Here is a 25,701-nt window from a genome sequence, read left to right as displayed (position 1 = left end):
CTTTCTGAACACTGGGGAACACTCCCCACAACCACAAAAATTCAATTATTAATCACTCCGCCGGGCGGACTATCCAACCGCCCGGCAATTTAAAAATCAATGTATTTATAATGAAAAAGAAAGTTCTCTTTTCGGCAGTCGCTCTATTGGCTGCATCCGCTACGTTTGCACAAGGTAACGGCATGGCGGGTATTACAGAAGCTACCAACATGGTAACGTCCTATTTCGACCCGGCGACAAAATTAATTTACGCCATCGGTGCGGTGGTGGGCTTGATTGGTGGCGTGAAAGTATATGGCAAATTTTCTTCGGGTGACCCTGACACCAGTAAAACGGCGGCTTCGTGGTTTGGTGCTTGTATCTTTTTGATTGTCGCTGCCACTATCCTACGTTCATTCTTCCTCTAAAGAAATGGACTATGGCAGACTATCCGATTAACAGGGGGATAGGCAAGCCAGTTGAGTTTAAAGGGTTGAAAAGTCAGTATCTTTTCATTTTTGCGGGCGGGCTGTTAGCCCTGTTCGTGCTTTTCATCATCATGTACATGGTAGGCATTAACCAGTGGGTGTGCATCATCTTCGGCGTTACTTCGGCAACGCTGCTTGTATGGCTCACATTCCGGTTAAACGAAAAGTACGGGACACACGGGTTAATGAAATTGTCCGCACGCAAAAGCCACCCTTTCCATATCATCAACCGAAAAGCCATATCCCGATTATTCCATTTAAAACAAGCATCGAAATGAGAAATATATTAAAAGCTACCACGCTGGAAAACAAGTTTCCACTGTTCACGGTGGAAAACGGGTGCATCGTTTCCAAAGACGCCGACATAACGGTGGCGTTCCGGGTGGAACTGCCGGAACTGTTCACCGTCACGGCAGCCGAATACGAAGCGATACATTCCGCTTGGAACAAGGCGGTAAAGGTGCTGCCCGATTATAGCATCGTTCATAAACAGGACTGGTTCATCAAAGAAAACTATGCGCCTGACATCCAAAAGGATGATTTGAGTTTCCTTTCCCGTTCCTTTGAACGGCATTTTAATGAAAGACCGTTCTTAAACCATACCTGCTATTTGTTTCTGACGAAAACGACAAAGGAACGTAGCCGGATGCAGAGTAATTTTTCTACTCTTTGCCGGGGCTTCCTTGTCCCCAAAGAGATAAAGGACAAGGAAACGGTTACAAAGTTCCTCGAAGCGGTGGGGCAGTTTGAAAGCATTATGAATGATAGCGGTTTCATTACCCTTACCCGCCTGACTTCGGACGAAATCACCGGGACAAAGGAAACGGCGGGTATCGTGGAAAAATACTTTTCACTCTCACAAACAGACACTACCACATTGAAAGATATTCAACTGAACGCCGAAGATATGCGGATAGGTGACGATATTCTTTGTTTGCATACTCTTTCGGATGCGGAAGATATGCCGGGCAAGGTGGGAACTGATACCCGCTATGAAAAGCTATCCACCGACCGGAGCGATTGCAGGCTTTCGTTTGCTTCCCCGGTTGGGGTGTTGCTCTCCTGTAACCATATCTATAACCAGTACATCTTCATTGACGACCATACGGAGAACCTGAAACAGTTTGAAAAGATGGCTCGCAATATGCACTCCCTTTCCAAATACAGCCGTGCCAATCAGATTAACAAGTCTTGGATAGAGGAATATTTGAACGAAGCACATTCACAGGGGCTTATCTCCGTGCGATGCCATTGTAATATCATGGCATGGAGTGACGACCGGGACGAACTCAAACACATTAAAAATGATGTGGGGTCACAGCTCGCACTTATGGAGTGCAAGCCACGTCATAACACCACCGACACACCGACCTTGTTTTGGGCGGGCATACCCGGCAATCAGGCGGACTTTCCGGCGGAAGAAAGTTTCTACACCTTTATAGAACAGGCTCTTTGTATGTTCACCGAAGAAACGAACTACAAAAGTTCGCTTTCTCCCTTTGGTATCAAGATGGTGGATAGGGTCACAGGAAAGCCGTTGCACATTGATATTTCAGACCTGCCAATGAAAAAAGGTATCATTACCAATCGCAACAAGTTCATACTTGGGCCGAGTGGTAGCGGCAAGTCATTTTTTACCAATCACATGGTGCGCCAGTATTACGAACAAAATGCGCACGTCCTGTTGGTTGATACCGGAAATAGTTACTTAGGTCTATGTGAAATGATTAACCGGAAAACGCACGGGGAAGATGGGATATATTTTACCTATACCACTGAAAACCCGATAGCGTTTAATCCTTTCTATGTTGAAGATGGGGTATTCGATATTGAAAAGAAAGAGAGTATCAAAACGCTTATCCTGACCCTGTGGAAAAGGGACGATGAAGCCCCCACACGGGCGGAAGAAGTGGCTTTGTCAAACGCCGTAAGTTCCTATATCGAACTGATTACTAAGGACAGTTCGGTTACTCCCTGCTTCAATACATTCTACGAGTATGTGAAAACCGATTACCGGGAACACCTGCAAGAAAAAAACGTCCGGGAAAAGGATTTCGATATAGACAACTTCCTGAATGTATTAGAACCTTACTACAAAGGGGGCGAATATGATTACCTGCTGAACTCCGACAAGGAGCTTGATTTGCTGCATAAACGCTTCATTGTCTTTGAGTTGGATAATATCAAAGACCACAAAATCCTGTTCCCGATTACAACCATTATTATCATGGAAGTATTTATTTCCAAAATGCGTAAACTAAAGGGTATCAGGAAATTAATATTGATAGAAGAAGCGTGGAAAGCGATTGCATCGGCGAATATGGCGGATTACATAAAATATTTATACAAAACCATTAGGAAGTATTTCGGCGAAGCGATTGTAGTTACCCAAGAGGTCGAAGATATTATTTCCTCGCCCATTGTAAAAGAGAGTATTATAAACAATTCTGATTGTAAGATACTGCTCGACCAAAGGAAATACCTTAATAAATTCGATAGCATACAGAACCTTTTGGGACTGACCGATAAGGAACGTTCACAGGTGCTTTCCATCAACCTTGCCAATCATCCGAACCGGAAATACAAGGAAGTTTGGATAGGCTTAGGCGGTACACAATCAGCCGTATATGCTACCGAAGTGAGTTTGGAAGAATATTTTACATACACCACCGAAGAAACGGAAAAGATGGAACTATTCGCCTTGTCCGAAAAGTTGGGCGGTAATCTCGAACTTGCTATCAAACGGCTTGCCGAAAGCAAGCGCAATCCCGAAAAATAATCAATTAACAATTTAAAAATCATTCAGTATGAAACATTTAAAATTCTTGTTTCCGGTGCTGTTATGCACCTTGTTACTGGGGCTTTCTTCCTGTAAGGAAACAAATACCGACCATCTTAGGGCGATGTGTGGTGACTGGGAAAGCGTGAAAAACCGTCCGGCGTTTACTCTCTTTGAGGAAAACGGGCATTATAGGGTAACGACCCGCAAAATGACCTACCGGGGGACTATCCAAACGGAAACCTATCAGATTTCAGAACAGGACGGAAACCTGTTCATCGAAACGGGGTTGTCCGTCCTGCTGACCTATGATAAGGAGAACGACCGGATTCTGCTTTCACCCGGCGGAGAATACAAACGGAGTAAACAACCAATAAAGAAATAAGCGTATGAGAACAAAGATTATAATGCTGCTTGTAATAGGCAGTTTGTTTGCTGTTCGGGCAAACGCACAGTGGGTGGTGAGTGACCCCGGCAACTTGGCGCAAGGGATTATCAATGCGTCAAAGAATATCGTGCAGACATCATCCACAGCCCAAACAATGATAAAGAGCTTTCAGGAAACAGTAAAGATTTACCAACAAGGTAAGGAATACTATGACAGGCTTAAATCAGTGCATAACCTTGTCAAAGATGCCCGAAAGGTGCAAAAGTCTATCCTGCTTATCGGGGAGATTTCAGATATATACGTGAACAGTTTTCAGAAGATGCTTTCGGATGAAAACTATACGCCGGACGAACTTTCAGCCATCGCCTACGGCTACACCCAACTGTTGCAGGAAAGTTCCGATGTACTGGAAGAAATGAAAAGCGTGGTGAACATCAACGGGCTTTCCATGTCGGATAAAGAACGGATGGACGTTATCGACCGGACGTATAACTCCATCAGGAACTACCGGGATTTGGTGAGTTACTATACCCGCAAGAATATTTCTGTTTCCTACCTGCGGGCGAAAAAGAAAAAGGACACCGACCGGGTAATGGCTTTGTATGGTTCGGCGGATGAACGTTACTGGTAACTTCTAAAAATAAGTAGTATGTTATTAGCAATCGAATTTGATAACCTGCATCAGATACTCCGTAGTCTATACACGGATATGATGCCGCTATGCGGGAACATGGCGGGGGTAGCCAAAGGAATAGCGGGACTGGGGGCTTTGTTTTATGTGGCTGCCAAAGTATGGCAGTCGCTCGCCAGTGCCGAACCGATAGACGTTTACCCTTTGCTCCGTCCTTTTGTGATTGGTTTCTGTATTATGTTCTTTCCCACATTCGTACTGGGTACGATTAACAGCGTGATGTCGCCAGTAGTCAAGGGGTGTAACAATATGCTCGAAACGCAAACTTTCGATATGAACGCCTACCGGGAACAAAAGGACAAACTGGAATATGAAGCGATGGTGCGTAATCCGGAAACGGCTTACCTTGTTTCGGATGAAGCATTTGATAAACAGATTGACGAATTGGGATGGTCTGCCAAAGATATTGCCACAATGGGCGGTATGTACATGGATAGGGCAGCCCACAATATCAAGCAATCCGTCCGGGACTGGTTCAGGGAACTTTTGGAACTGCTCTTTCAATCGGCAGCCCTTGTGATAGACACTATCCGAACCTTTTTCTTGATTGTCCTTGCCATACTGGGTCCGATAGCCTTTGCCATCAGTGTATATGATGGCTTTCAGGCGACACTGACCCAATGGATAACAAGGTATATTTCTGTTTACCTGTGGCTACCCGTTTCAGACCTGTTCAGTTCCATTCTTGCCCGAATACAGGTGCTTATGCTCCAAAAGGATATTCAGGAGCTATCAGACCCCAATTTCGTACCCGATAGCAGCAATTCAGTGTACATAATTTTTATGATAATCGGTATCATCGGTTACTTCACAATTCCCACCGTATCGAACTGGATTATTCAGGCGGGCGGAATGGGTAACATGAGCCGGAATATAAACAGTGCAGCTAACAAAACAGGTAGCGGAGTTGGTGCGGTAGCCGGAGCAGCCACCGGGAACGCTGGCGGCAGGGTCGGCGGTAAACTAATCAAAGGTAACCAATAATTAAAAATCAAGATGGAATTTAAAAGTTTAAAGAATATTGAAACCAGTTTCAAACAGATACGGCTTTTCGGTATCGTGTTTGTCGTTATGTGTACCCTGATAACAGGGTATGCCGTTTGGAACTCCTATGCGTTTGCCGAAGCGCAACGGCAAAAGATTTATGTACTGGACGGTGGTAAATCGTTGATGCTTGCGTTATCGCAAGACTTGACACAAAACCGTCCGGTCGAAGCAAGGGAACACGTGAAGCGTTTCCACGAACTCTTTTTCACGCTCTCACCCGATAAGAACGCTATCGAAAGCAATATCAAACGGTCGCTGTTCCTCGCCGATAAGAGCGCATTTAACTATTACCGTGACCTCTCGGAAAAAGGGTATTACAACCGTATCATTTCAGGGAATATCAGCCAGACCATACAGATAGACAGTGTTTCTTGCAATTTCGATGTGTACCCGTATGCGGTGGCTACCTATGCCCGCCAAATGATTATCCGTGAAAGTAGTGTAACTGAAAGAAGCCTTGTCACCCGTTGCCGGTTGCTGAACGCCGTTAGAAGTGATAATAACCCGCACGGCTTTATCATGGAAAGTTTCGAGATAACGGAAAACAAGGACTTGAACACCATAAAGCGGTAAGCCATGATACGGAAAATTCTCTCTCCGGTGAATCAGGCAATTACCCATGTGCAGGACTGGGCGGATGAAAAACTCCGCCGCCTGTGCGGGCGCATGACACCGGAAATAAGGCTGGTGGTAATCCTGCTTATGCTCCTGTTCTTCGGCGGGCTATCCATCTACTTTACGGTATCATCCATTTACCGGATAGGAAAAGAGGATGGCGAAACCATACGGATAGAACACATCAGGTAGTTGCAGTTACAAAGTAAAGACAGTACGAACATTTTTAATCAGTCAGACAATGGAAGAAAAAGAAGTGAAGAATGAAGTTCCCGCACCGGAAACGGACAGGAAGAAAGAACCTGAAAAACAGGTAAAGGAAAAAAAAGAACTGACCCCGCAGCAGATACAGCAGCGAAAGAAATTACTGGTTTACCCGCTTATGGGACTGGTTTTCTTAGGGTCTATGTACCTGATTTTTGCACCGTCCGATAAGGACGAAGCAAAGGTGGAAAACGTGGGCGGATTTAACGCCGATATTCCGCAACCCAAAGGGGACGGGATAATTAGCGATAAAAAGACAGCCTACGAACAGGAGCAAATAGAGAACAAACAGGCGGACAAAATGCGCTCCTTACAGGATTTTGCCTTTTCGCTGGGAGAGGAAAACGGGAACGGGGAAGATTTGACCCTGATAGATGATGCTCCGGCGGAAAAACCGAAAACCAATGTAATAGATTTCGGGGCGGGTGCGCCGAACAATAGCCGTTCCTCTATCCAATCTTCGGCGGCTGCTTACCGGGACATGAACCGTCAGTTAGGCAGTTTCTACGAAACGCCGAAAGAGGACAAGGAAAAAGAGGAACTGAAACGTCAGGTGGAAGAACTCACTCCCCGGCTCGATGCGAAAGAAGGCGGTGCGGGCAACATGGATGAACAGGTGGCTCTTATGGAAAAGTCCTACGAACTGGCGGCAAAGTATATGAACGGCGGACAGCAGGAACAAGTAGCGCAAGCGATACCTACCGCAACCGTTCAGGGCAAAGGAAATGCCACACCTGTAAAATCGGTATCGGACAGGACGGTTTCAGGATTGCAGCAGCCCATGAGCAACGCCGAATTTGTCGCCGAATACAGCAAGCCACGCAATTACGGGTTTAATACGGCGGTCGGCAGTGGTTATTCGATGGGAAAGAACACTATCCGGGCGTGTGTGCATAACGACCAAACACTTATGGACGGGCAGACCGTCAAGCTCCGGCTGTTAGAACCGTTACAGGCGGGGAACGTGATTGTCCCGAAAAACAGCCTTGTTTCAGGAAGTGCCAAAGTGCAGGGGGAACGGCTCGACATACTGGTGTCCTCGCTCGAATATGCGGGTAATATCATTCCGGTGGAACTTGCCGTTTACGACAGTGACGGGCAAAAGGGGCTTTCCGTTCCCTCGTCACTGGAACAGGAAGCAGCAAAAGAAGCGATGGCGAATATCGGTGCGGGACTGGGAACGAGCATTTCCTTTGCGCAAAGTGCCGGGCAGCAGGTCGCAATGGATATTACAAGGGGCTTGATGCAAGGCGGGTCACAATACCTTGCCAAGAAGTTCAGAACGGTAAAAGTACACCTGAAAGCGAACTATCAGGTGATGCTTTACGCCAAACAACAGTAATTTATTTATCAACCATAAAAATTTCAATCCAAAATGAAAAAGTTAATTATCATGTTTGCCCTACTCTTGGGCGTGGTTTCAATGAAAGCACAAAGTAATGATTTGTATCAAGGCATTACAAAGAAGCTCCCTTACCGCCAAATGGTGACACCTTACGGTGTACAGGTGACGTTCTCCAAAACAGTACATATCATTTTCCCGTCTGCCGTTAAATACGTGGACTTAGGCAGTAACTACATTATTGCCGGAAAAGCGGACGGGGCGGAAAATGTTGTCAGGGTCAAGGCTACGACAGAGGGCTTTCCCGGTGAAACCAATTTTTCCGTTATCTGTGAGGATGGTAGCTTTTACAGTTTTAATGCAAAGTACGCACATGAACCGGAAATGCTGAACATCGAAATGAAAGACTTCTTGGAGAATGAGGACACAACGGATTTCAGCCATACCCGGATGAATATCTATTTCCGTGAACTGGGTAACGAAAGCCCGCTTTTGGTAAAGCTGATTATGCAGTCCATCTACAAGAACAATGACCGGGAAATAAAGCATTTGGGATGCAAACGGTTCGGGGTGCAGTTCTTGGTAAAGGGCATTTATTCGCATAACGGGCTGTTCTACTTCCACACACAAACAAGGAACAGTTCAAACGTACCGTTTGATACCGACTTTATCCGTTTCAAGATTGTGGATAAGAAAGTAGCCAAAAGAACGGCGATTCAGGAAACCGTTATCGACCCGGTGCGGAGCTATAACGAGATACTGGTTATCGGCGGCAAAAGTACCGTCCGCACCGTGTACACCGTTCCGCAGTTCACTATCCCGGATGATAAGGTCTTGGTTATCGAACTGGTGGAAAAGAACGGGGGGCAGACACCAAACTATCCGGGTGGAAAATTCGGATGTCGTGGCAGCCAAAGTGATTAACGAACTTAAAATCAAATGAACATGAAAAGGATATGCTGTATTATATCCCTTTTTGTGCTGTGCCTGACTTTCAACCAGGCACACGCACAAAGATGTCTGCCGGGAATGAAAGGCTTGCAGGTTACGGGCGGCATGGCGGACGGTGTTCACTGGAACAGTAAAAGTGATTTCGCTTATTACTTCGGGGCTGCCATGAGTACCTATACCAAAAACGGGAACAGGTGGGTTGTCGGCGGGGAATATCTCGAAAAGCATTACCCCTATAAGGATTTGCAGATACCCGTAAGCCAGTTTACAGGTGAGGGCGGTTACTATCTGAATTTCCTTTCAGACAGAAAGAAAACCTTTTTCCTTTCGCTGGGCTTGTCTGCCCTTGCCGGGTACGAAACAAGCAACTGGGGCGACAAATTGCTGCCCGATGGCTCGACCCTGACCGATAAGGACGGTTTTGTCTATGGCGGTGCGCTGACGCTGGAACTGGAAAGTTACATTACCGACCGGGTGGTGTTCCTGATTAACGCACGGGAAAGATGCCTGTTCGGTTCTTCAGTCGGAAAGTTCCATACACAGTTTGGTATCGGTCTAAAGATAATAATGTGATAAACTAACCTATTATATATAATGTATATGAGAAATGTAATTTATAAGATGCTAACAGGGTGCTACATGGTGGTTGCCTTGTTATTGGTGGGTGCGTGTAGTGACAACGTGGATATACAGCAGTCTTACCCGTTCAGTATCGAAACGATGCCTGTTCCGAAGAAATTAAAGGTAGGTGAAACGGCAGAAATACGCTGCCAGCTTCACCGGGACGGACGGTATGAGGAAACAAAATATTTCATCCGCTATTTCCAGCCGGACGGGGCGGGAACGCTGAAAATGTCCGATGGGACGGTTTTACTGCCGAATGACCAGTACCCGCTTCCAAGTGAAACATTCCGGCTTTACTATACTTCCGCATCGACCGACCAGCAAACGGTAGATGTATATTTTCAGGATAGCTTCGGGACGTTACAGCAATTAACATTTTCATTTAACAATGACAATAACAAGGAAGAAGAAAACAAATAAAGTAAAAAGGACATGGTTAAAATAGAATTGGATATAAACGGTATTTCATTTTTTGTAAATACCACATGGAAAACAGATGCAGTTCCGGTAGTCGGTGATATTGTGATAGTGGATAAAGAAAGCATTTCCCAATTTGACCGGGTGGAATTAAGGAAAACACCGTCTAATCAGGCTTTCAGGTGGGCGGATGAAGAAGATAATGCACCCGTACTGGAACATTTCGATTTTGATACGGAAATGGTTGTCAAAAAGCGGACGTGGAAATTTGATGCCGAAGATGAAGAAATGGTATGTGTTCTGAAAGTAACCTTTCTGCACCATGAGGAATAATATCAGGTTTCAGATATACTATCCTTATGATATGTAATTTCTTTATGGCTTTGGCTGCCTTTTACCTGTTGGTAGGTGGCTGGTGCTGGCATGAAATGAAATACGCACCGACCGATAAGGAACTATGGGGCGAAGAATTGGAATGATACGTTATGCGTAATGTTATGATAGATAATCCGGCGGGTATTTCCCGGCGGGTTATCTTTTTATAGGGAATGGAAACAGGTTTCTTTGCTATCTTTCTTTTTCCGCTTCGGCTCACTGAAAGAAAGTAGCGGCGGCATTTGCCGCCGTTCTTCATTAACCGATTATAATGTCCTTTATGGGTGTGTTATGTTCCAACCACTCTTTCACACACTCCATATTATATTCACTCGTTATAACAGCCTTATCTACGTCTATGGGCGTGAAACGGGTGCTTTCGTAGCTATCTATCCAGCCTTTCAGGGAACAGACACCCCATGTTTTCACATCTTCAAAAATACCGTCCAGTGTGCCGATAGGGTCGCCGAAAGTAACTATCATTGCATCGAATGTCGTTTCGTCGGGCAACAGTTCCAAATATTTCAAAGACCCGAAACCGTCCGTCTTACGTCCGAAAGACCAGTCATAGGAATAAAGTTCATCCCCCCACTGGTGCGGCGTGTCGAAACGTACTTTCACCTGCACGGAATGTTCGTTTTCTTCTACGGCTTCAATAATACCCGTTACCAGTAAGCCCGTAAATATGCACTTGCAACGTCTGCCGATAATCCTTTTATTTACTTCTGTCGTTTTCATAAATGTAACTTTTAAATTGTTATTGTACCTTTTCTTTTTTCGCCATCCATTCATCCCGCCGTTTGCGGCACTCGTCAAGTGTTTTGGCAAGGGTGCTGAACAGTTCGCCGTCTGTATGGCGGTAATCATATTGATAATAGATTTGTCCCCTAAATGCGCCTAAACAGCATTTTACATATTTTTCCTCTCCCGGTGTTTGGGTAATGCTTACCCCGTTTTTGTTTAAAGTTTCCATATTGCTATAATTTAAAATGAGTTATCAGATAATCAGAAGTGAGAGCAGCACAATGAAAATAAATGCCATAAAAAACAGGTAAACGGCAGAGATAAGCAGCCGGAGAACAAAACGGATAATAAAAAAGCCTATGATTAGGGCTATCCACATTCCGGCGGTGCTGGTGGCTGCCTGATAGATGATAAAAGCAAGTATAAACCATCGTAAAAAAGTCGTTATCTTATTATATACTTTCATTGTCTTGGTGTGTTGTGGGTGGATTGCTCCACCCGGTTAATAATCAGGCGCAACGGAAAACAAAGCCGTTATCCATCCAGTAATCAGTTATAAACAGGTCACGGGCAAAAGCCGAATAATCAAAGTAGGTCTTTGCGAACTCCGGCAGGTCGTAACATTCCTCTACGATTTCATAGGCGTAATCTTCCTCGTCTTTATACTCTCCCTGATATTCGTCCTCAAAAGAAGAAATAAGGTCGTCCGCATCTTCTTCGCTTATATCGCTGTTGTGGTGGTCGCACCATACAAAAAACGCTTCCTGCTCGGTTTCGCTTAGTTTCTCGATGGCATCCCGAAACTCAAAGAACTTATCAGAAAGCCAACTTTCGGAAATCAGGGCTTCCGGGATATTCTCGTAATCCTGAAACATCAATTCCGGGTCTTGGTCGTCCTTGTGCAGTTCCCGGCACGCTTCCATAAATTCGTCCTTGTCCGAATAATCGGAAAGGTCTAACCACTTGCCGAAAAGTGAACCACTGTTATACTTGTTGTAAGTACCTACATAAACTCTTGCTTCTGATAAAGTTACTGTTTCCATGACTTTTGAATTTTAATTGTTTGCATCGCTTGTCGCCCACCACATAAATTTTTCCTTTAACTGAATGGGAACATTGTCTTTTCAAAGGTTCGGGACTGGTACAGGGCAAATTATTATTTATGAAATACTACCCGCAGGTGTGGAGATTTCTAAAAAATAATTTGAACAGTAACAGGCACGGATATACCTTTGACAATGTTCCAATCAGTTTTAGGGAAAATTTTTCTCTTGTTTAAGAGGATAGAAGTAAAAGCCATCAGGCTTTTTGTATTGGGTAATGAGAGAGTAAAAAAAGGGCTTATAAAAGCCCCTCGTCTGTAAAACTGTAATAGCTTTCTTCTGTCAGGATGATATGGTCTAACAGGTGTAAATCCAAGACCTTGCAGGCTTCTTTTATTTTTGAGGTGATTTGCTTGTCCGGTTCGCTCGGACGTAGATTGCCCGATGGGTGGTTATGTGAGAGGATTATGCCCGAAGCATGGACTTTTAAGGCTGTTTGCAGGATGATTTTCACGTCCATTACAGTTTCAGCCATGCCGCCTTTAGAGATAAGGGAAACGCCTAAAGCCTTATTAGCCCGATTGAGGAACATTACATAACTTTCTTCGTGGTGTTCCATACATTCGGAATAGAAAGGTTTTAAGTAAGAATAAGAAGTTTGAGAAGAAAGTATTTTCATTCTTTCGGATGCTTTTACATTGTCTTTATAAGAGATAGTGATTTCCGGCATGGTAAATTCTGTTGTTTTCATAACGCTTGAATTTTAAATTAAACAATAAGAAATTTTGCCGGACACCCACAGTTTGGCGGGGACTTCAACCTAATCTTTTCAAAAAATACGACCCGTAGGTGTGGAGATTTTTTAGAAAACCGGAACGGCTCGGATTAGGTATTTGTCCCTGCCGGGCTGTAACTTTGCTAAAATTTGTGATTGAGATACATTACTTTAGGGAACTGAAAAAGGGGTATCACTGATGACACCCCTTAGACAACCGAATACCTTAAACCGTTATTCATCATAGGTTCTATATCCTATCGGTTTGCGTGGCTTTGGGTCAGGTTTACTTAGTAATTGGGTAAGTGCTTGGTAAACCTCGCTGAATTGTGCATCCGTACTCTGTTCCAGTTCTTCGATGCGTTTAAGAAGTTCCTCGTAACCGATTGACATTTGACGCATGAGGACGAAAGCACGCATGATGGAGATATTCACGTCTATGGCAGTCTGACTGCGTAAGACACTACTAAGCATGGCGACACCCTGCTCCAAAAATGCAAGAGGCGGGGTCGGTGTGTGCCGGATATTTTCAGGGAACTTATCACAGTTTGTGATAAGTTCCTGCCATTCATCCTTTGTTAGCTGGAAAGCAAAGTCACTGGGAAAACGGGATAAGTTTCTTTTAACTGCCTGTTTCAAAGCTCTTGTTTCAACTTGATAAAGTTCTGCCAAATGGAAATCGAGCATGACCCGGCAACCTCTGACCTCAAAGATTTTGTTTTGGATGATTTGTAAGTCCATAATGTTATTATTTAATGGTGAGTAATTGAAAGCATAAAGGGACTTATCACAAATTGTGATAAGTTCCCCTATATACCTATTTCATAGATACTTCTTTGTAGATTTTTTCAATGCCGACAAATTTCTTGTCAAGTCCTTGCATATCGTTACTTATCTTGTTATTGGTAATGCGGGCGTATATCTGTGTGGTTTCTATATTGGTGTGTCCCAGCATCTTACTAACAGTTTCAACGGGTACACCTTTTGCAAGCGTAGTTGTCGTAGCAAAAGTATGCCTTGCAAGGTGAAATGTCAAGTTCTTTTTAATCCCGCAAACATCCGCAATTTCTTTCAAATACGCATTTAATTTCTGATTGCTGATTACAGGAAGTATCTTACCATCAGGCAAATTACCTTTATACTTCTTCAATATCATTTTGGGAATATCCAGCAAAGGAACATTTACGTCCGTATTAGTCTTTTGACGTTTGGTGATTATCCATAAATTACCGTCAAAGGATTTACGAATATTGTCTTGCGTAAGATTGGCAACATCTATGTAAGCCAAACCTGTGAAGCAGGAAAAGATAAACAAGTCTCTGACATTTTCCAACCGTTCAGAAACCATCTTCTTTTTAAGGATGATTTTTATTTCATCCTCTGACAAGTAACCCCTATCCACTTTTTCCAAACGTATTTTATAACTGGCGAATGGGTCGCCTATCAAAATGCCATTATTACGGGCAATCAGGATGATACGTTTGAAAAACTGCATGAACTTGGCGGTCGTGTTATAACCACATTTACAGGTAGTACGCAAATATAACTCGAAGTCTGTAATGAACATCGGTGTTATTTCATTTATCGCAAAATCCGATACATTATATTTGCTTTGGATGAACTCGGCAAGATGGCGGCGGGTCACTTCATATTTACGGTAGGTAGCAATCGTTTTAGATATGCCGACCAACTGCTTAACATCATCATTGTGCTTTTTGAAAAGGGTAAGGACGGTTTCGTGTTTCTCACTGTGTCCCAAAAATTCATTCTTCACCTTTTCGGCTGTTACATAATTGTCACGCCGTTGTTGTTCGTGGTAGATATTGTTCAGGGATGCTTTTATATCATCTAATAAAGCATTGATTTTACCTGCATCCTTACCTTTGGCTTTTCCTGCTGCGATATTCCAGCTATCAGGCAAAATGCTTTGTTTTGTGCTGAACTGGCAAAGTTTACCGTCAATGGTAATTCTTGCCATAATCATAACTTCACCGTTCTTTTTTTCAGAGCCTTTCTTTAAATAGAAAAGGACTTTAAATGTACTCTTCATAACCTCACATTTTTAAGTTGCAAAACTACTAATAACTTATTAAATGTGAGATAGATAGATGGTGGACAAATTCGGACTTCCTGTGGTCATTTCGGGACAAATCGTTACCGTTTTTGTCCGGTCGGGAATAGGTAACGATTTAGTAACGAAACTATGTCTTTTACAGTCCTTTTGTTGTCTTGGAAACAAGACTTATAGGCAATAAAAAAACCTACAAATCGCTGATTTGTAGGTTTTTGACCTCTTACTGTCCTATTTTGTCCAGTAGGTTCTGCGGAGAGACAGGGATTCGAACCCCGGGTACCTCGCAGTACAACGGTTTTCAAGACCGCCGCAATCGACCACTCTGCCACCTCTCCAAAACTCCTTTATCAGAAGTGCTTTCCGTTGAAAGCGGTGCAAAGGTACGAATCATTTTTAAATCTGCAAACAATCTGACATTTTTTTCGCGAAATAATCGTATTTTTGCAGCCTATAATAAGTATAAAGACATGATATATCCTCAAAATTTTGAGCAAAAGATAGGATTCGACCAAATAAGGCAGTTACTGAAAGACAAGTGTCTCAGCACTTTAGGCGAAGAACGGGTTTCAGACATGAGCTTTTCCGAGCAATTTGAAGAAGTGGAAGAGAAACTGAACCAGGTAACAGAATTTGTGCGCATCATTCAGGAAGAAGACGGATTTCCCGATCAATTCTTCTTCGATGTCCGCCCATCACTAAAACGGGTACGGATAGAAGGCATGTATTTGGACGAACAAGAACTATTTGACCTACGCCGTTCATTAGAGACTATTCGTGATATCGTACGTTTTCTACACCGGAATGAAGAAGAGGAGGAAAACGATGTACCCTACCCCAGCCTGAAGCGGTTGGCAGGAGACATTGCCGTATTCCCCCAACTGATTGGCAAGATAGACGGTATCCTTAATAAATATGGAAAAATAAAAGACAATGCGTCCAGCGAACTGGCCCGTATCCGTCGGGAACTGTCCAATACGATGGGAAGTATCTCCCGATCATTAAACAGTATCCTACGCAATGCACAGTCTGAAGGCTATGTAGACAAAGACGTAGCTCCGACCATGCGTGACGGTCGTCTCGTTATTCCTGTCGCTCCGGGATTAAAACGAAAGATCAAAGGTATCGTGCACGATGAATCGGCAAGTGGAAAGACCGTATTCATCGAACCGGCAGAGGTGGTAGAAGCCAACAACCGTATTCGTGAACTCGAAGGGGATGAACGACGGGAAATCATTCGTATCCTTACAGAGTTTTCAACTATACTGCGCCCGTCTATTCCGGATATTCTTCAGTCGTATGAGTTTCTGGCAGAAATTGACTTTATCCGTGCGAAAAGTTATTTTGCCATACAGACCAACAGTCTGAAACCGACAGTAGAAAAGAAACAGCTATTGGATTGGACAATGGCAGTGCATCCCTTACTGCAACTGTCTTTAGCCAAACATGGGAAAAAAGTAGTTCCGCTGGATATAGAACTAAACCAAAAGCAGCGTATCCTTATCATTTCCGGTCCGAATGCCGGAGGTAAGTCTGTCTGTCTAAAAACAGTCGGTTTGCTGCAATATATGTTGCAATGCGGTATGCTGATTCCTTTGCACGAACGCAGTCATGCAGGTATGTTCAGCAGTATCTTCATCGATATCGGTGACGAACAGTCCATCGAAGATGACCTGAGTACTTATTCTTCGCACCTGACCAACATGAAAATCATGATGAAAAGCTGCAATGAACGCAGCCTCATCCTGATCGACGAGTTCGGAGGAGGTACGGAACCACAGATCGGAGGAGCCATCGCCGAAGCTGTGCTGAAACGTTTCAATCAGAAAGGAACGTTCGGAGTAATAACGACTCACTATCAGAATCTGAAGCATTTTGCCGAAGATCATGAAGGAGTAGTCAACGGCGCCATGCTCTACGACCGCCATTTGATGCAGGCACTCTTTCAACTACAGATCGGAAATCCGGGCAGTTCATTTGCCGTAGAGATTGCCCGGAAAATCGGATTGCCGGAAGATGTAATTGCAGATGCTTCGGAAATTGTAGGAAGCGAGTACATCAATGCCGATAAATATCTTCAGGACATTGTACGCGACAAGCGCTACTGGGAAGGGAAACGACAAACGATCCGCCAACGGGAAAAACACATGGAAGACACCATCGCCCGTTATCAGACGGAAATGGAAGAGTTGCAAAAATCACGGAAGGAGATTATCAGACAGGCTAAAGAAGAAGCTGAACGAATGTTGCAGGAATCGAACGCCCGCATTGAAAATACCATCCGTACGATTAAAGAAGCTCAGGCCGAAAAAGAAAAGACCCGCCTGGTGCGCCAGGAGCTGAACGATTTCCGTACTTCTCTGGAAACAATGACTTCCAAAGAACAAGAGGAAAAGATTGCCCGCAAAATGGAGAAGCTGAAGGAGAAGCAGGAACGGAAGAAAAACAAGAAAAACGAACCGAAAACTGCCGCATCACAGACAGCCGCTACCCCTAAAGTAATGCCTATCACCGTTGGTGAGAACGTAAAGATCAAGGGACAGACAAGCATCGGGCAGGTCATGGAAATCAATGGTAAAAATGCAACCGTCGCTTTCGGAAGCATTAAAACTACGGTGAAACTGGACCGTCTGGAACGAAGCAACGCTGCCCCCAAGACGGAAGGAATAGCCAAAAGTACGTTTGTCAGCAGTCAGACACATGACCAGATGTACGAGAAGAAGCTTAATTTCAAGCAAGATATTGATGTACGGGGGATGCGTGGTGACGAGGCTCTGCAAGCCATCACTTATTTCGTGGACGATGCCATCCTTGTCGGCATGGACCGCGTTCGTATCCTTCACGGAACAGGAACCGGAATACTCCGTACACTCATCCGCCAATACCTGTCCACCGTACCGGGCGTCAGTCATTATGCAGACGAGCATGTCCAGTTCGGAGGTGCCGGAATTACGGTAGTCGATTTTGACTAATCTGTAAACAAAACGATCGAAGAACTTGTTCTCATTTAGAAAACCACTACCTTTGTGTTACAGTGGTTTTCTAAAACGAGAATAAAGCATGAAGAATAATCTGTTAAGCGAAAAGCTTATTTACACAGGGGACAGCCTTACCCCCACCCATTTACATCTCTGCACATACAATGCAACCGAGATGCAGGAAAGTTCCGGTGACACCTTCCAAAGCGTCAAAGAAACATTGGATAACGAACGAATCAACTGGCTGCAGGTACACGGGCTGAAAGATACGGAAACCATCCGTGAGATTTGCAGTCATTTTGAAATAGACTTCCTCGTTTTACAAGACATATTAAATGCCGACCACCCGACGAAAATAGAAGAGCATGACAAATATATTGTCCTGATCCTGAAAATATTCTATCCCAATGAGCATAAAGAGGATGATGACCTCGACGGATTGCTCCAACAACAAGTCTGCATCATTCTGGGAAATAACTATGTACTTACCTTTCTTGAAAAAGAAACAGATTTCTTTGATGAAATCAACGCCGCATTGAGAAACGATATACTGAAAATCCGTAGCCGTCTGACGGATTATCTGCTCAGTGTATTGCTGAACAGCATCATGGCGAACTACATTTCAACGATATCTTCCATCGACGATGCACTTGAAGACCTGGAAGAAGAACTGCTGATGATTACCAATGAGAATGACATCGGCATTCAGATTCAGGGGCTGCGCCGCCAATATATGCTGATGAAAAAGGCCATCCTCCCGCTTAAAGAGCAATATGTAAAATTGTTGCGGGCAGAAAATCTCCTTATACATAAAGTAAACCGTGCCTTCTACAATGATGTGAACGACCATTTACAATTTGTATTACAAACGATTGAAATCTGCCGTGAAACACTGTCTTCATTAGTCGACCTGTATATCTCGAACAATGATTTACGAATGAACGATATCATGAAGCGGCTGACCATCGTATCCACCATTTTCATCCCGCTAACGTTTCTTGTCGGTGTGTGGGGAATGAATTACAAATGGATGCCCGAACTGGACTGGCGGTACGGATATTTATTTGCCTGGATTATAATGGCGGTTATCGGTATTATTGTATATTTGTACTTCAGAAAAAAGAAATGGTATTAACTAAAGCGCACCCATCCATGAAATCAATAAAAGAATTATACAGAATCGGCACAGGTCCTTCCAGCAGTCATACAATGGGCCCTCGTAAAGCTGCAGAAATGTTTGTTGAACGTCACCCGGATGCCGCATCTTTCAAAGTAACCCTTTATGGAAGTTTGGCAGCTACAGGCAAAGGGCACATGACGGATGTGGCTATCATAGATACTTTACAACCTGCCGCTCCGGTAGAAATCGTATGGCAACCCAAAGTTTTCCTCCCCTTCCATCCGAACGGAATGACGTTTGCCGCTCTGGATGCAGACAACAAGATATTGGAAAACTGGACGGTTTACAGTATCGGCGGCGGAGCTTTGGCAGAGAATAATGACAACCCGACAATCGAAAGCCCGGAAGTATACGGCATGAACAACATGACCGAAATCCTGCAATGGTGTGAACGTACCGGAAAAAGTTATTGGGAGTATGTCAAGGAATGTGAGAACGAGGATATATGGGACTATCTGGCAGAAGTATGGGACACAATGAAAGACGCTATCCACCGAGGTCTGGAAGCGGAAGGTGTATTGCCCGGACCGCTGAACTTACGTAGAAAAGCTTCCACCTATTATATACGTGCTACCGGATACAAACAATCTCTGCAATCCAGAGGACTCGTTTTCTCTTACGCACTGGCAGTCAGCGAAGAAAACGCTTCCGGTGGAAAGATCGTGACTGCCCCTACCTGTGGTTCCTGCGGAGTGATGCCGGCAGTACTTTATCATTTACAAAAAAGCCGTGACTTCAGTGACATGCGGATTCTTCGCGCCTTGGCTACAGCTGGGCTAATTGGAAACATTGTCAAGTTCAATGCGTCCATCTCCGGTGCGGAAGTAGGATGTCAGGGAGAAGTCGGCGTTGCCTGCGCGATGGCATCAGCAGCAGCCAATCAATTATTCGGAGGAAGTCCGGCACAGATTGAATATGCTGCGGAAATGGGGCTGGAACACCACCTGGGGATGACTTGCGACCCCGTATGCGGTCTCGTTCAAATCCCTTGTATCGAGCGGAATGCTTATGCTGCCGCCCGTGCACTGGATGCCAATCTTTATTCAGCCTTTACAGACGGTATGCACCGTGTTTCTTTCGACAAAGTGGTACAGGTAATGAAACAAACCGGACATGACCTGCCCTCACTGTATAAGGAAACCAGCGAAGGAGGACTGGCCAAAGATTATCAACAAATGTAATATAATGACTACAGAGGAGTGTCTGTCCACATTCCTCTGTACATAACTAATTCTACTCCATAACCGGCCAATTCGTATCATCGCCATTGGTGATATCCCTTTCATGCAACAAGCCTCCTTCCTGCGAAAAGTACAGTGCAAATCTCAGATTTCCCTGTTTCACCTGAATCACGGACTCAGTAGGATGCTGCGGATACGTCAATACAAACACATCGGTCACTACCCATGAACTGTAGTTGGAATTACGGAAACCGGTATAAACGGCAGGTACTAACTGATCGATACTATCCAGTTCGTTTTCCGTCATCACCCAGTTGGCATTCGCATCGAACCAGACATCCAGTTCGTCACCAGTCACCCAGCAGTCAGCTACATAATAATCTCCTTTCATCTCCCACTCCACATTCTGGGCATTCGGATATAGTTGCTTCAATGCCTCTGTGATATTGGCAGGCGGATTATACGTTTCATCATCATTATCATCACATGCGCTGAAAGAAAAGGCAGTCAGCATTAAAACGACTGCCCATGCGCCAAACTTAAACTTCAACATAATTAATTCTTAGGATTTAGGTTATATCATATTTTCATTTAATCATCAATCATCCGCTTCCAGGAATTTTCCTTTCTTGTCGAACTTGAAAGAAACGCCGGTACTTAATTCCACTTCATATCCTTTCCGGTCACGCTCCACTTTTGTCACAGGCTCTGTGAAGTTATGCTCTTTCAGATAACTGACAGCAAACGAAGGAACAACACTTGCCGGAACTGCATGCCCTTTACTAGCACTTACTTCCTCCCAGTTACCTTTGCTATCAAAATCTATTTCCGTACCGTCCGTCAATAACACTTCATACTTGGCAGACTCCAACAGATCTTTATCAATCTTGATATGAGCCACCTGAGGTTTGGTAAAATGACGGTTGATAAAGTTGCGTGCCGGAAGCGGTAGCTGATTCATATCCTTTGTAATCACATCGCCGGCAAATGAGAACTGTATAGCTACAATAGCCATCACAAGCAAAGATAAAATTTTCTTCATAATCGTTATTCTTTTTAGTTAATACTATATCTGATAAGTTTTATACTGCAAATAACGATACAGATTTAGGAAAGATTTGGGAATAACCAGAGATCACATTCTTTTTTGTGTTCTTTAACTTTCAGTCTTGAATTTACCCCATAAAAAAGATCCGGATGCCCACTCAGGAACATCCGGATCGCTCTCTCTTCACCTTAACTTTTAACCTTAACTATTTACCTATTTATCTTTCCGAATATCCTGCGAGATTGTAGCAAACGGGAACGGTACTATCACCTACGCGGTAAATTCCGAACTTAAAGTAATACCCGTCTTCGTCGTTACGTCCAATCAGAATCTTCTCATTATCGACAATGTGTTTGCTCACTTTCTTACCTTGCTCCTGATAATCCATCCGTACATCCAGCATCCCCGGTTTCACAATCGTTTCCGCTTCCTTGCCATAGACCGTCCAGTCGATATGGACACGGAAAGTAATCCAGCAGTCTTTCGGGAAATCGGCAAAAGGTAATTTGTAGGCAATGGTGGATGCCTTGTATTCAGAAGTCAGCGGTTTCATAACGGGCGTCTTTCCCGGGTTTGCATTGCAACGGTCATCTTTGTCTGTCAGCCATTTACGGTCGGAGTTTGCTTTGATATAAAACAGTCCTCCGGAAAATCCGAATGCCAATGGCGGGTATCCTCCCTGTTCAACCAACCATCCGTTGGGTTTTCCTGCCTTATATACAGGTTTTCCATTTTTATCTTTCACAGGATTGCCTTGTTTATCCAGTCTGGCCACTTTTTCGTGTCCGACATTCTTTTTGAAGAAGGTCGTTTTTTCCAGTTCTACAAATTCGTCAACAGTCAGTTTCTTCACCTCGCCCTGAGGAGTCTGGACCAGCGTCCGGTCGGGCATTCCGTGCCATTGGGCAAAGATGGTGGAGACATTGCTGTCTAAAGAAGAAGGAATAAAAACCGAAAACTCATAGTCGCGGGAACTTCCTTGCGGACAAGCTCCCTTCCCGTGATGATAAACTGTCTTTGTGATCTGTGCTTTCTGATAAACGTCGGCAGGTAATCCCCTGAAATCGTCGGAAGTTGCATAGCAATATGAAAACTCGGCACGTCCTTTCGTTTCTCCTTTCGCATAACCTTCCAGTGTATTGTCTTCGGTTTTGAGTTCAAAGCGATAGGAGGGCTTGCCATCAAACAGGTTGGTAAAATCACGCTGAATGGCATGAGGTTTATTCGTCCCGACAGCTACCCAGCAACCGTCAATAATCTGGTTGATACGTGCAGAGTCAGCCTGTACGTTTACCCGTTCGGTGAGTGGCATCAGTGTTTGCGTATTTTTAGTCTGAGCAGTCAGCATCGTGCATCCTGCCGCCATCATATAAATAACCAAAATGTATTTTTTCATTCTATCCGGTATTAAGTTTATCGACGGTGCAAAAATACGAAAGGCAACCCTTACGGCTGCCTTTCGTTTGTCTCAAATGCTTTCACATTTGTGCAATTCTTCTGTCAGAAACGTCTTATATCCCCATTCACAAGTCTATTCAGGTGTTTCTTCCGTATAATCGTCTTCCAACATATCTACTTTCTTTATGCTCATTTTTCCATCGGCCGTTACAGTGATGGAAAGCGGAACATACAAATCGGTCTGCGGATAGCACACACTGGCGGCGTAGACAATTCCCTCCGGTGTGGTCTTGTCATATACGATTCCTTCAAGTATGGATTTTGAAAGGAATTTCGCGTCGACTACCGATGAAAAGTCGTTCTTCGTAAATGTCTTGTTGAGTACGTTTTCACTTCCCCGGGTGATGCGCAACACTATTTTATTGTCTACATACGTATCCCCCATCTCATTGGAGACGTGAGGCAGACTTTCGTCAGGAGTACGCGAAACCAGCGAATGATAGTCTCTTCCCTTAAACTTAATATCAGTTTCAGCTTTTGAACTTTGCATACGCTGCAACCCGTGAGCATCTACACTGTCTTGCCTTGCCAATACCGATTCTTTATTTGAACTTCCGTTCTTACCGCCACAGGCTGCCACTGCCAGAGCCAATGGTAACAAAAGCAGATAAATTAGTTTTTTCATTCCGAACTATTCTGTTTTATAAATATAGAGCAAAGGAACAAAAAGACGGGGAGATTTACAAGTGTAACCGACATTTTTCCTACATTTGTAATCCAATCCTTATTTATATACCCGAAAAGTGAGAATGAACATGAAACACCAGAAACAGTTGTTTACTGTACTTTTGATGAGCGCAGCCTGTATGCTACAGGCACAGCGCAGCGAGACGCTGCTCGAAAAGAACTGGAAATTCAGTAAAGGAGATTTTCCGGAAGCTGTGCAGACTGACTACAATGATACTAAATGGGAATCGGTCGTTATCCCGCATGACTGGGCCATCTTCGGACCTTTCGACATGAACAACGACCTGCAAAACGTAGCAGTCACACAGAACTTTGAGAAGAAGGCATCACTGAAAACCGGACGTACCGGAGGACTGCCTTATGTCGGAACCGGATGGTATCGCACCAGCTTCGACGTTCCCGCCGACAAAGAAGTCACTCTCCTGTTCGACGGAGCAATGAGTGAAGCGCGTGTATACGTCAACGGACAGGAGGCTTGCTTCTGGCCCTTCGGCTACAACTCTTTCCATTGCAACGTCACCCCTTTCCTGAATAAAGACGGAAAGAACAATACACTGGCGGTACGCCTCGAAAACCGCCCCCAGTCTTCACGCTGGTATCCGGGAGCAGGTCTGTACCGCAACGTCCACTTGATCGTGACGGAAAAAGTACACATTCCGGTATGGGGCACGCAGATTACTACCCCGCATGTCAGTGATGAATTTGCCGCCGTACGCCTGCAAACCAAGATAGAGAATGCCAGCGAAAAGACAGAAATCCGTATAGAGACAGAAATCCTGTCACCGGATGGAAAGGTAGTGACCCGCAAAGAAAACAAAGGCCGCATCAATCACGGGCAGCCGTTTGAACAAAACTTCATCGTCAACGCGCCTCAACTCTGGTCGCCGGAAAGCCCCGCTCTTTACAAGGCTGTATCGAAAGTGTACGCAGACAACCAACTGGTAGATACATACTCTACCCGCTTCGGTATCCGCAGCATTGAATACATTGCCGACAAAGGTTTCTACCTGAACGGAAAACACCGCAAATTCCAAGGTGTATGCAACCACCATGACTTAGGTCCGCTGGGTGCGGCCATCAACGTAGCGGCACTTCGCCACCAGCTCACACTCTTAAAGGATATGGGATGCGACGCCATTCGTACTTCCCATAATATGCCGGCTCCCGAACTCGTGGAATTGTGCGACGAAATGGGATTCATGATGATGATCGAACCGTTCGACGAATGGGACATCGCCAAGTGTGAAAACGGATATCACCGTTACTTCAACGAATGGGCAGAACGCGATATGGTGAATATGCTGCACAACTATCGTAACAATCCCTGTGTAGTGATGTGGAGTATCGGTAATGAAGTCCCCACGCAATGCAGCCCTGTAGGATATAAAGTAGCCAAGTTCCTGCAAGATATCTGCCACCGTGAAGACCCTACCCGCCCCGTTACCTGCGGCATGGACCAAGTGACTTGTGTTCTAGCCAACGGATTTGCTGCCATGATCGATATCCCCGGTCTGAACTACCGCGCCAATCGCTATCAGGAGGCGTATGACAAACTTCCGCAAAATCTTATTCTGGGTAGTGAAACTGCGTCCACCGTCAGCTCACGCGGTGTCTACAAGTTTCCCGTAAAAGATAAGAAAAGTGCCCAGTACGATGATCATCAATGTTCTTCTTATGACGTAGAGGCATGTTCATGGTCCAACATCCCCGATGAGGACTTCGCTTTGGCGGACGATCATCACTGGACCATCGGACAGTTTGTATGGACCGGCTTCGATTATCTGGGTGAGCCTTCCCCTTATGATACTGATGCCTGGCCCAATCATAGTTCCATGTTCGGTATTATCGACCTTGCCAGTCTCCCCAAAGACCGCTATTACTTGTATCGCAGCATATGGAATAAGGAAGCGGAAACACTGCATATCCTGCCGCATTGGACATGGCCGGGACGCGAAGGTGAAGTAACTCCGGTATTTGTTTACACCAACTACCCTGCTGCCGAACTGTTTATCAACGGAAAAAGCTACGGTAAACAAAGCAAGAACAACAGTTCACTGAAAAGCCGCTACCGTCTGATGTGGATGGATGCCATATATGAACCGGGTGAAGTGAAAGTAGTAGCCTACGATAAAGACGGAAAAGCAGTAGCAGAAAAGAGTGTACGCACCGCAGGCAAGCCTCATCACATCGAACTGGTCAGCAACCGGAACGAACTGACGGCAGACGGCAAAGACCTCGCTTATGTGACAGTGAAAGTGGTGGACAAAGACGGCAACCTCTGCCCTGCCGACAGTCGTCTGATCAACTTCTCCGTCAAAGGTGCCGGAAAATACCGTGCCGGAGCCAACGGTGACCCCACGAGTCTCGACCTGTTCCATCTTCCGAAGATGCACGCTTTCAACGGAATGCTTACAGCTATCGTACAAACAAATGAAACAGCCGGAGAAATTATTCTGACTGCCAAAGCCGGCGGAGTGAAAGCAGGAAGTATCCGTCTTCTGACGAAATAATCGGTCTACATAAAGAAATATATTTGAAAAATTGCTGTCACCTGTCACCAAACGAGTGATAATAGT

At 44.6% G+C, this 25,701-nt stretch carries 26 protein-coding genes, 1 tRNA gene and 2 pseudogenes; 17 read left to right on the top strand and 12 right to left on the bottom strand.

The features are described 5' to 3' along the window. Positions 1-110: 110 nt before the first annotated feature. From KTR07_RS00940 to KTR07_RS00880, 13 genes and pseudogenes are all read left to right on the top strand, one after another. Positions 111-407 (top strand): DUF4134 domain-containing protein, encoded by a 297-nt coding sequence (locus KTR07_RS00940; protein ID WP_011107106.1) that lies wholly within the window; start codon positions 111-113, stop codon positions 405-407. An 11-nt stretch (positions 408-418) separates the two neighbouring features. Further along, on the top strand, positions 419-745 hold the full coding sequence (locus KTR07_RS00935; protein WP_032529744.1) for a DUF4133 domain-containing protein: 327 nt from the start codon (positions 419-421) through the stop codon (positions 743-745). Continuing rightward, positions 742-3,246, top strand: a complete 2,505-nt coding sequence (locus tag KTR07_RS00930) for a TraG family conjugative transposon ATPase (RefSeq protein WP_217315018.1) — start codon at positions 742-744, stop codon at positions 3,244-3,246. Before KTR07_RS00935 ends, KTR07_RS00930 begins: the two co-directional genes overlap by 4 nt. Before the next feature lie 28 nt (positions 3,247-3,274). Beyond that, positions 3,275-3,631 (top strand): DUF3876 domain-containing protein, encoded by a 357-nt coding sequence (locus tag KTR07_RS00925; protein WP_117981706.1) that lies wholly within the window; start codon positions 3,275-3,277, stop codon positions 3,629-3,631. Positions 3,632-3,635: 4 nt separating this feature from the next. Next, positions 3,636-4,265 (top strand): DUF4141 domain-containing protein, encoded by a 630-nt coding sequence (locus KTR07_RS00920; RefSeq protein WP_117981705.1) that lies wholly within the window; start codon positions 3,636-3,638, stop codon positions 4,263-4,265. A gap of 18 nt (positions 4,266-4,283) precedes the next feature. Then, positions 4,284-5,309, top strand: a complete 1,026-nt coding sequence (gene traJ, locus KTR07_RS00915; RefSeq protein ID WP_011107101.1) for a conjugative transposon protein TraJ — start codon at positions 4,284-4,286, stop codon at positions 5,307-5,309. A 12-nt stretch (positions 5,310-5,321) separates the two neighbouring features. Beyond that, positions 5,322-5,945, top strand: coding sequence for a conjugative transposon protein TraK (traK, locus tag KTR07_RS00910; protein WP_117981704.1), 624 nt, complete (start codon positions 5,322-5,324; stop codon positions 5,943-5,945). A 3-nt stretch (positions 5,946-5,948) separates the two neighbouring features. Beyond that, positions 5,949-6,254 (top strand): annotated as a pseudogene (locus KTR07_RS00905) (TraL conjugative transposon family protein). After that, a complete protein-coding gene (gene traM / locus KTR07_RS00900; protein WP_117981703.1) occupies positions 6,229-7,593 on the top strand; it encodes a conjugative transposon protein TraM in 1,365 nt (454 codons plus the stop codon). The pseudogene KTR07_RS00905 and the gene traM overlap by 26 nt, the downstream one beginning before the upstream one ends. A gap of 33 nt (positions 7,594-7,626) precedes the next feature. After that, positions 7,627-8,536, top strand: a pseudogene (gene traN / locus KTR07_RS00895) (conjugative transposon protein TraN). A 2-nt stretch (positions 8,537-8,538) separates the two neighbouring features. Next, positions 8,539-9,117, top strand: coding sequence for a conjugal transfer protein TraO (locus tag KTR07_RS00890; RefSeq protein ID WP_117981726.1), 579 nt, complete (start codon positions 8,539-8,541; stop codon positions 9,115-9,117). A gap of 21 nt (positions 9,118-9,138) precedes the next feature. After that, positions 9,139-9,588 (top strand): DUF3872 domain-containing protein, encoded by a 450-nt coding sequence (locus KTR07_RS00885; RefSeq protein WP_117981701.1) that lies wholly within the window; start codon positions 9,139-9,141, stop codon positions 9,586-9,588. A gap of 12 nt (positions 9,589-9,600) precedes the next feature. Then, on the top strand, positions 9,601-9,918 hold the full coding sequence (locus KTR07_RS00880; protein WP_117981700.1) for a hypothetical protein: 318 nt from the start codon (positions 9,601-9,603) through the stop codon (positions 9,916-9,918). Between the two features lie 300 nt (positions 9,919-10,218). Here KTR07_RS00880 and KTR07_RS00875 read toward each other — a convergent pair whose 3' ends face one another. From KTR07_RS00875 to KTR07_RS00840, 8 genes are all read right to left on the bottom strand, one after another. Then, a complete protein-coding gene (locus KTR07_RS00875; RefSeq protein WP_117981699.1) occupies positions 10,219-10,698 on the bottom strand; it encodes a hypothetical protein in 480 nt (159 codons plus the stop codon). 19 nt (positions 10,699-10,717) lie between these two features. After that, positions 10,718-10,933, bottom strand: a complete 216-nt coding sequence (locus KTR07_RS00870) for a DUF3873 domain-containing protein (RefSeq protein ID WP_117981698.1) — start codon at positions 10,931-10,933, stop codon at positions 10,718-10,720. A 24-nt stretch (positions 10,934-10,957) separates the two neighbouring features. Then, complete coding sequence (locus KTR07_RS00865; protein WP_044166134.1) at positions 10,958-11,170, bottom strand: hypothetical protein; 213 nt, start codon at positions 11,168-11,170, stop codon at positions 10,958-10,960. Between the two features lie 43 nt (positions 11,171-11,213). Further along, positions 11,214-11,747, bottom strand: a complete 534-nt coding sequence (locus KTR07_RS00860) for an antirestriction protein ArdA (RefSeq protein WP_117981697.1) — start codon at positions 11,745-11,747, stop codon at positions 11,214-11,216. 298 nt (positions 11,748-12,045) lie between these two features. After that, positions 12,046-12,498: a RadC family protein gene (locus tag KTR07_RS00855; protein WP_117981696.1), complete on the bottom strand. Its 453-nt coding sequence runs from the start codon at positions 12,496-12,498 to the stop codon at positions 12,046-12,048. Between the two features lie 258 nt (positions 12,499-12,756). Then, positions 12,757-13,263, bottom strand: coding sequence for an ORF6N domain-containing protein (locus tag KTR07_RS00850; protein WP_117981695.1), 507 nt, complete (start codon positions 13,261-13,263; stop codon positions 12,757-12,759). Positions 13,264-13,339: 76 nt separating this feature from the next. After that, on the bottom strand, positions 13,340-14,572 hold the full coding sequence (locus KTR07_RS00845; protein ID WP_011107088.1) for a site-specific integrase: 1,233 nt from the start codon (positions 14,570-14,572) through the stop codon (positions 13,340-13,342). 274 nt (positions 14,573-14,846) lie between these two features. Further along, a tRNA-Ser gene (locus tag KTR07_RS00840) sits at positions 14,847-14,931 on the bottom strand. Between the two features lie 132 nt (positions 14,932-15,063). On the opposite strand from KTR07_RS00840, the gene KTR07_RS00835 reads away from it, so the two are divergent. From KTR07_RS00835 to KTR07_RS00825, 3 genes are all read left to right on the top strand, one after another. Further along, on the top strand, positions 15,064-17,565 hold the full coding sequence (locus tag KTR07_RS00835; protein ID WP_070750361.1) for an endonuclease MutS2: 2,502 nt from the start codon (positions 15,064-15,066) through the stop codon (positions 17,563-17,565). A gap of 88 nt (positions 17,566-17,653) precedes the next feature. Next, positions 17,654-18,706 carry a magnesium/cobalt transporter CorA gene (corA, locus tag KTR07_RS00830; protein ID WP_008760394.1) on the top strand — a complete coding sequence of 351 codons (1,053 nt, stop codon included), beginning with the start codon at positions 17,654-17,656 and terminating at the stop codon, positions 18,704-18,706. Between the two features lie 17 nt (positions 18,707-18,723). After that, entirely contained in the window at positions 18,724-19,932 is a 1,209-nt protein-coding gene (locus tag KTR07_RS00825) for an L-serine ammonia-lyase (protein WP_022470187.1), read from the top strand. A 52-nt stretch (positions 19,933-19,984) separates the two neighbouring features. Here KTR07_RS00825 and KTR07_RS00820 read toward each other — a convergent pair whose 3' ends face one another. The 4 genes from KTR07_RS00820 to KTR07_RS00805 all read right to left on the bottom strand — a co-directional run bounded on the left by KTR07_RS00820 (position 19,985) and on the right by KTR07_RS00805 (position 23,063). Next, positions 19,985-20,485, bottom strand: coding sequence for a PepSY-like domain-containing protein (locus KTR07_RS00820; protein WP_008760392.1), 501 nt, complete (start codon positions 20,483-20,485; stop codon positions 19,985-19,987). Positions 20,486-20,530: 45 nt separating this feature from the next. Continuing rightward, entirely contained in the window at positions 20,531-20,974 is a 444-nt protein-coding gene (locus KTR07_RS00815; protein WP_062695288.1) for a PepSY-like domain-containing protein, read from the bottom strand. Between the two features lie 223 nt (positions 20,975-21,197). Beyond that, entirely contained in the window at positions 21,198-22,376 is a 1,179-nt protein-coding gene (locus KTR07_RS00810) for a heparin lyase I family protein (RefSeq protein WP_016268175.1), read from the bottom strand. Positions 22,377-22,511: 135 nt separating this feature from the next. After that, positions 22,512-23,063, bottom strand: coding sequence for a DUF4738 domain-containing protein (locus tag KTR07_RS00805; protein ID WP_008760389.1), 552 nt, complete (start codon positions 23,061-23,063; stop codon positions 22,512-22,514). Positions 23,064-23,187: 124 nt separating this feature from the next. Here KTR07_RS00805 and galB point away from each other — a divergent pair, with 124 nt between their 5' ends. Further along, positions 23,188-25,635 carry a beta-galactosidase GalB gene (gene galB, locus KTR07_RS00800; protein WP_008766868.1) on the top strand — a complete coding sequence of 816 codons (2,448 nt, stop codon included), beginning with the start codon at positions 23,188-23,190 and terminating at the stop codon, positions 25,633-25,635. Positions 25,636-25,701: the final 66 nt, after the last annotated feature.

The organism is Bacteroides sp. MSK.20.82 (assembly GCF_019052485.1).
GTDB lineage: Bacteria > Bacteroidota > Bacteroidia > Bacteroidales > Bacteroidaceae > Bacteroides > Bacteroides thetaiotaomicron.
The sequence above is the reverse complement of the archived record's forward strand: the minus strand, read 5'-3'. Positions and strand labels throughout refer to the sequence as shown.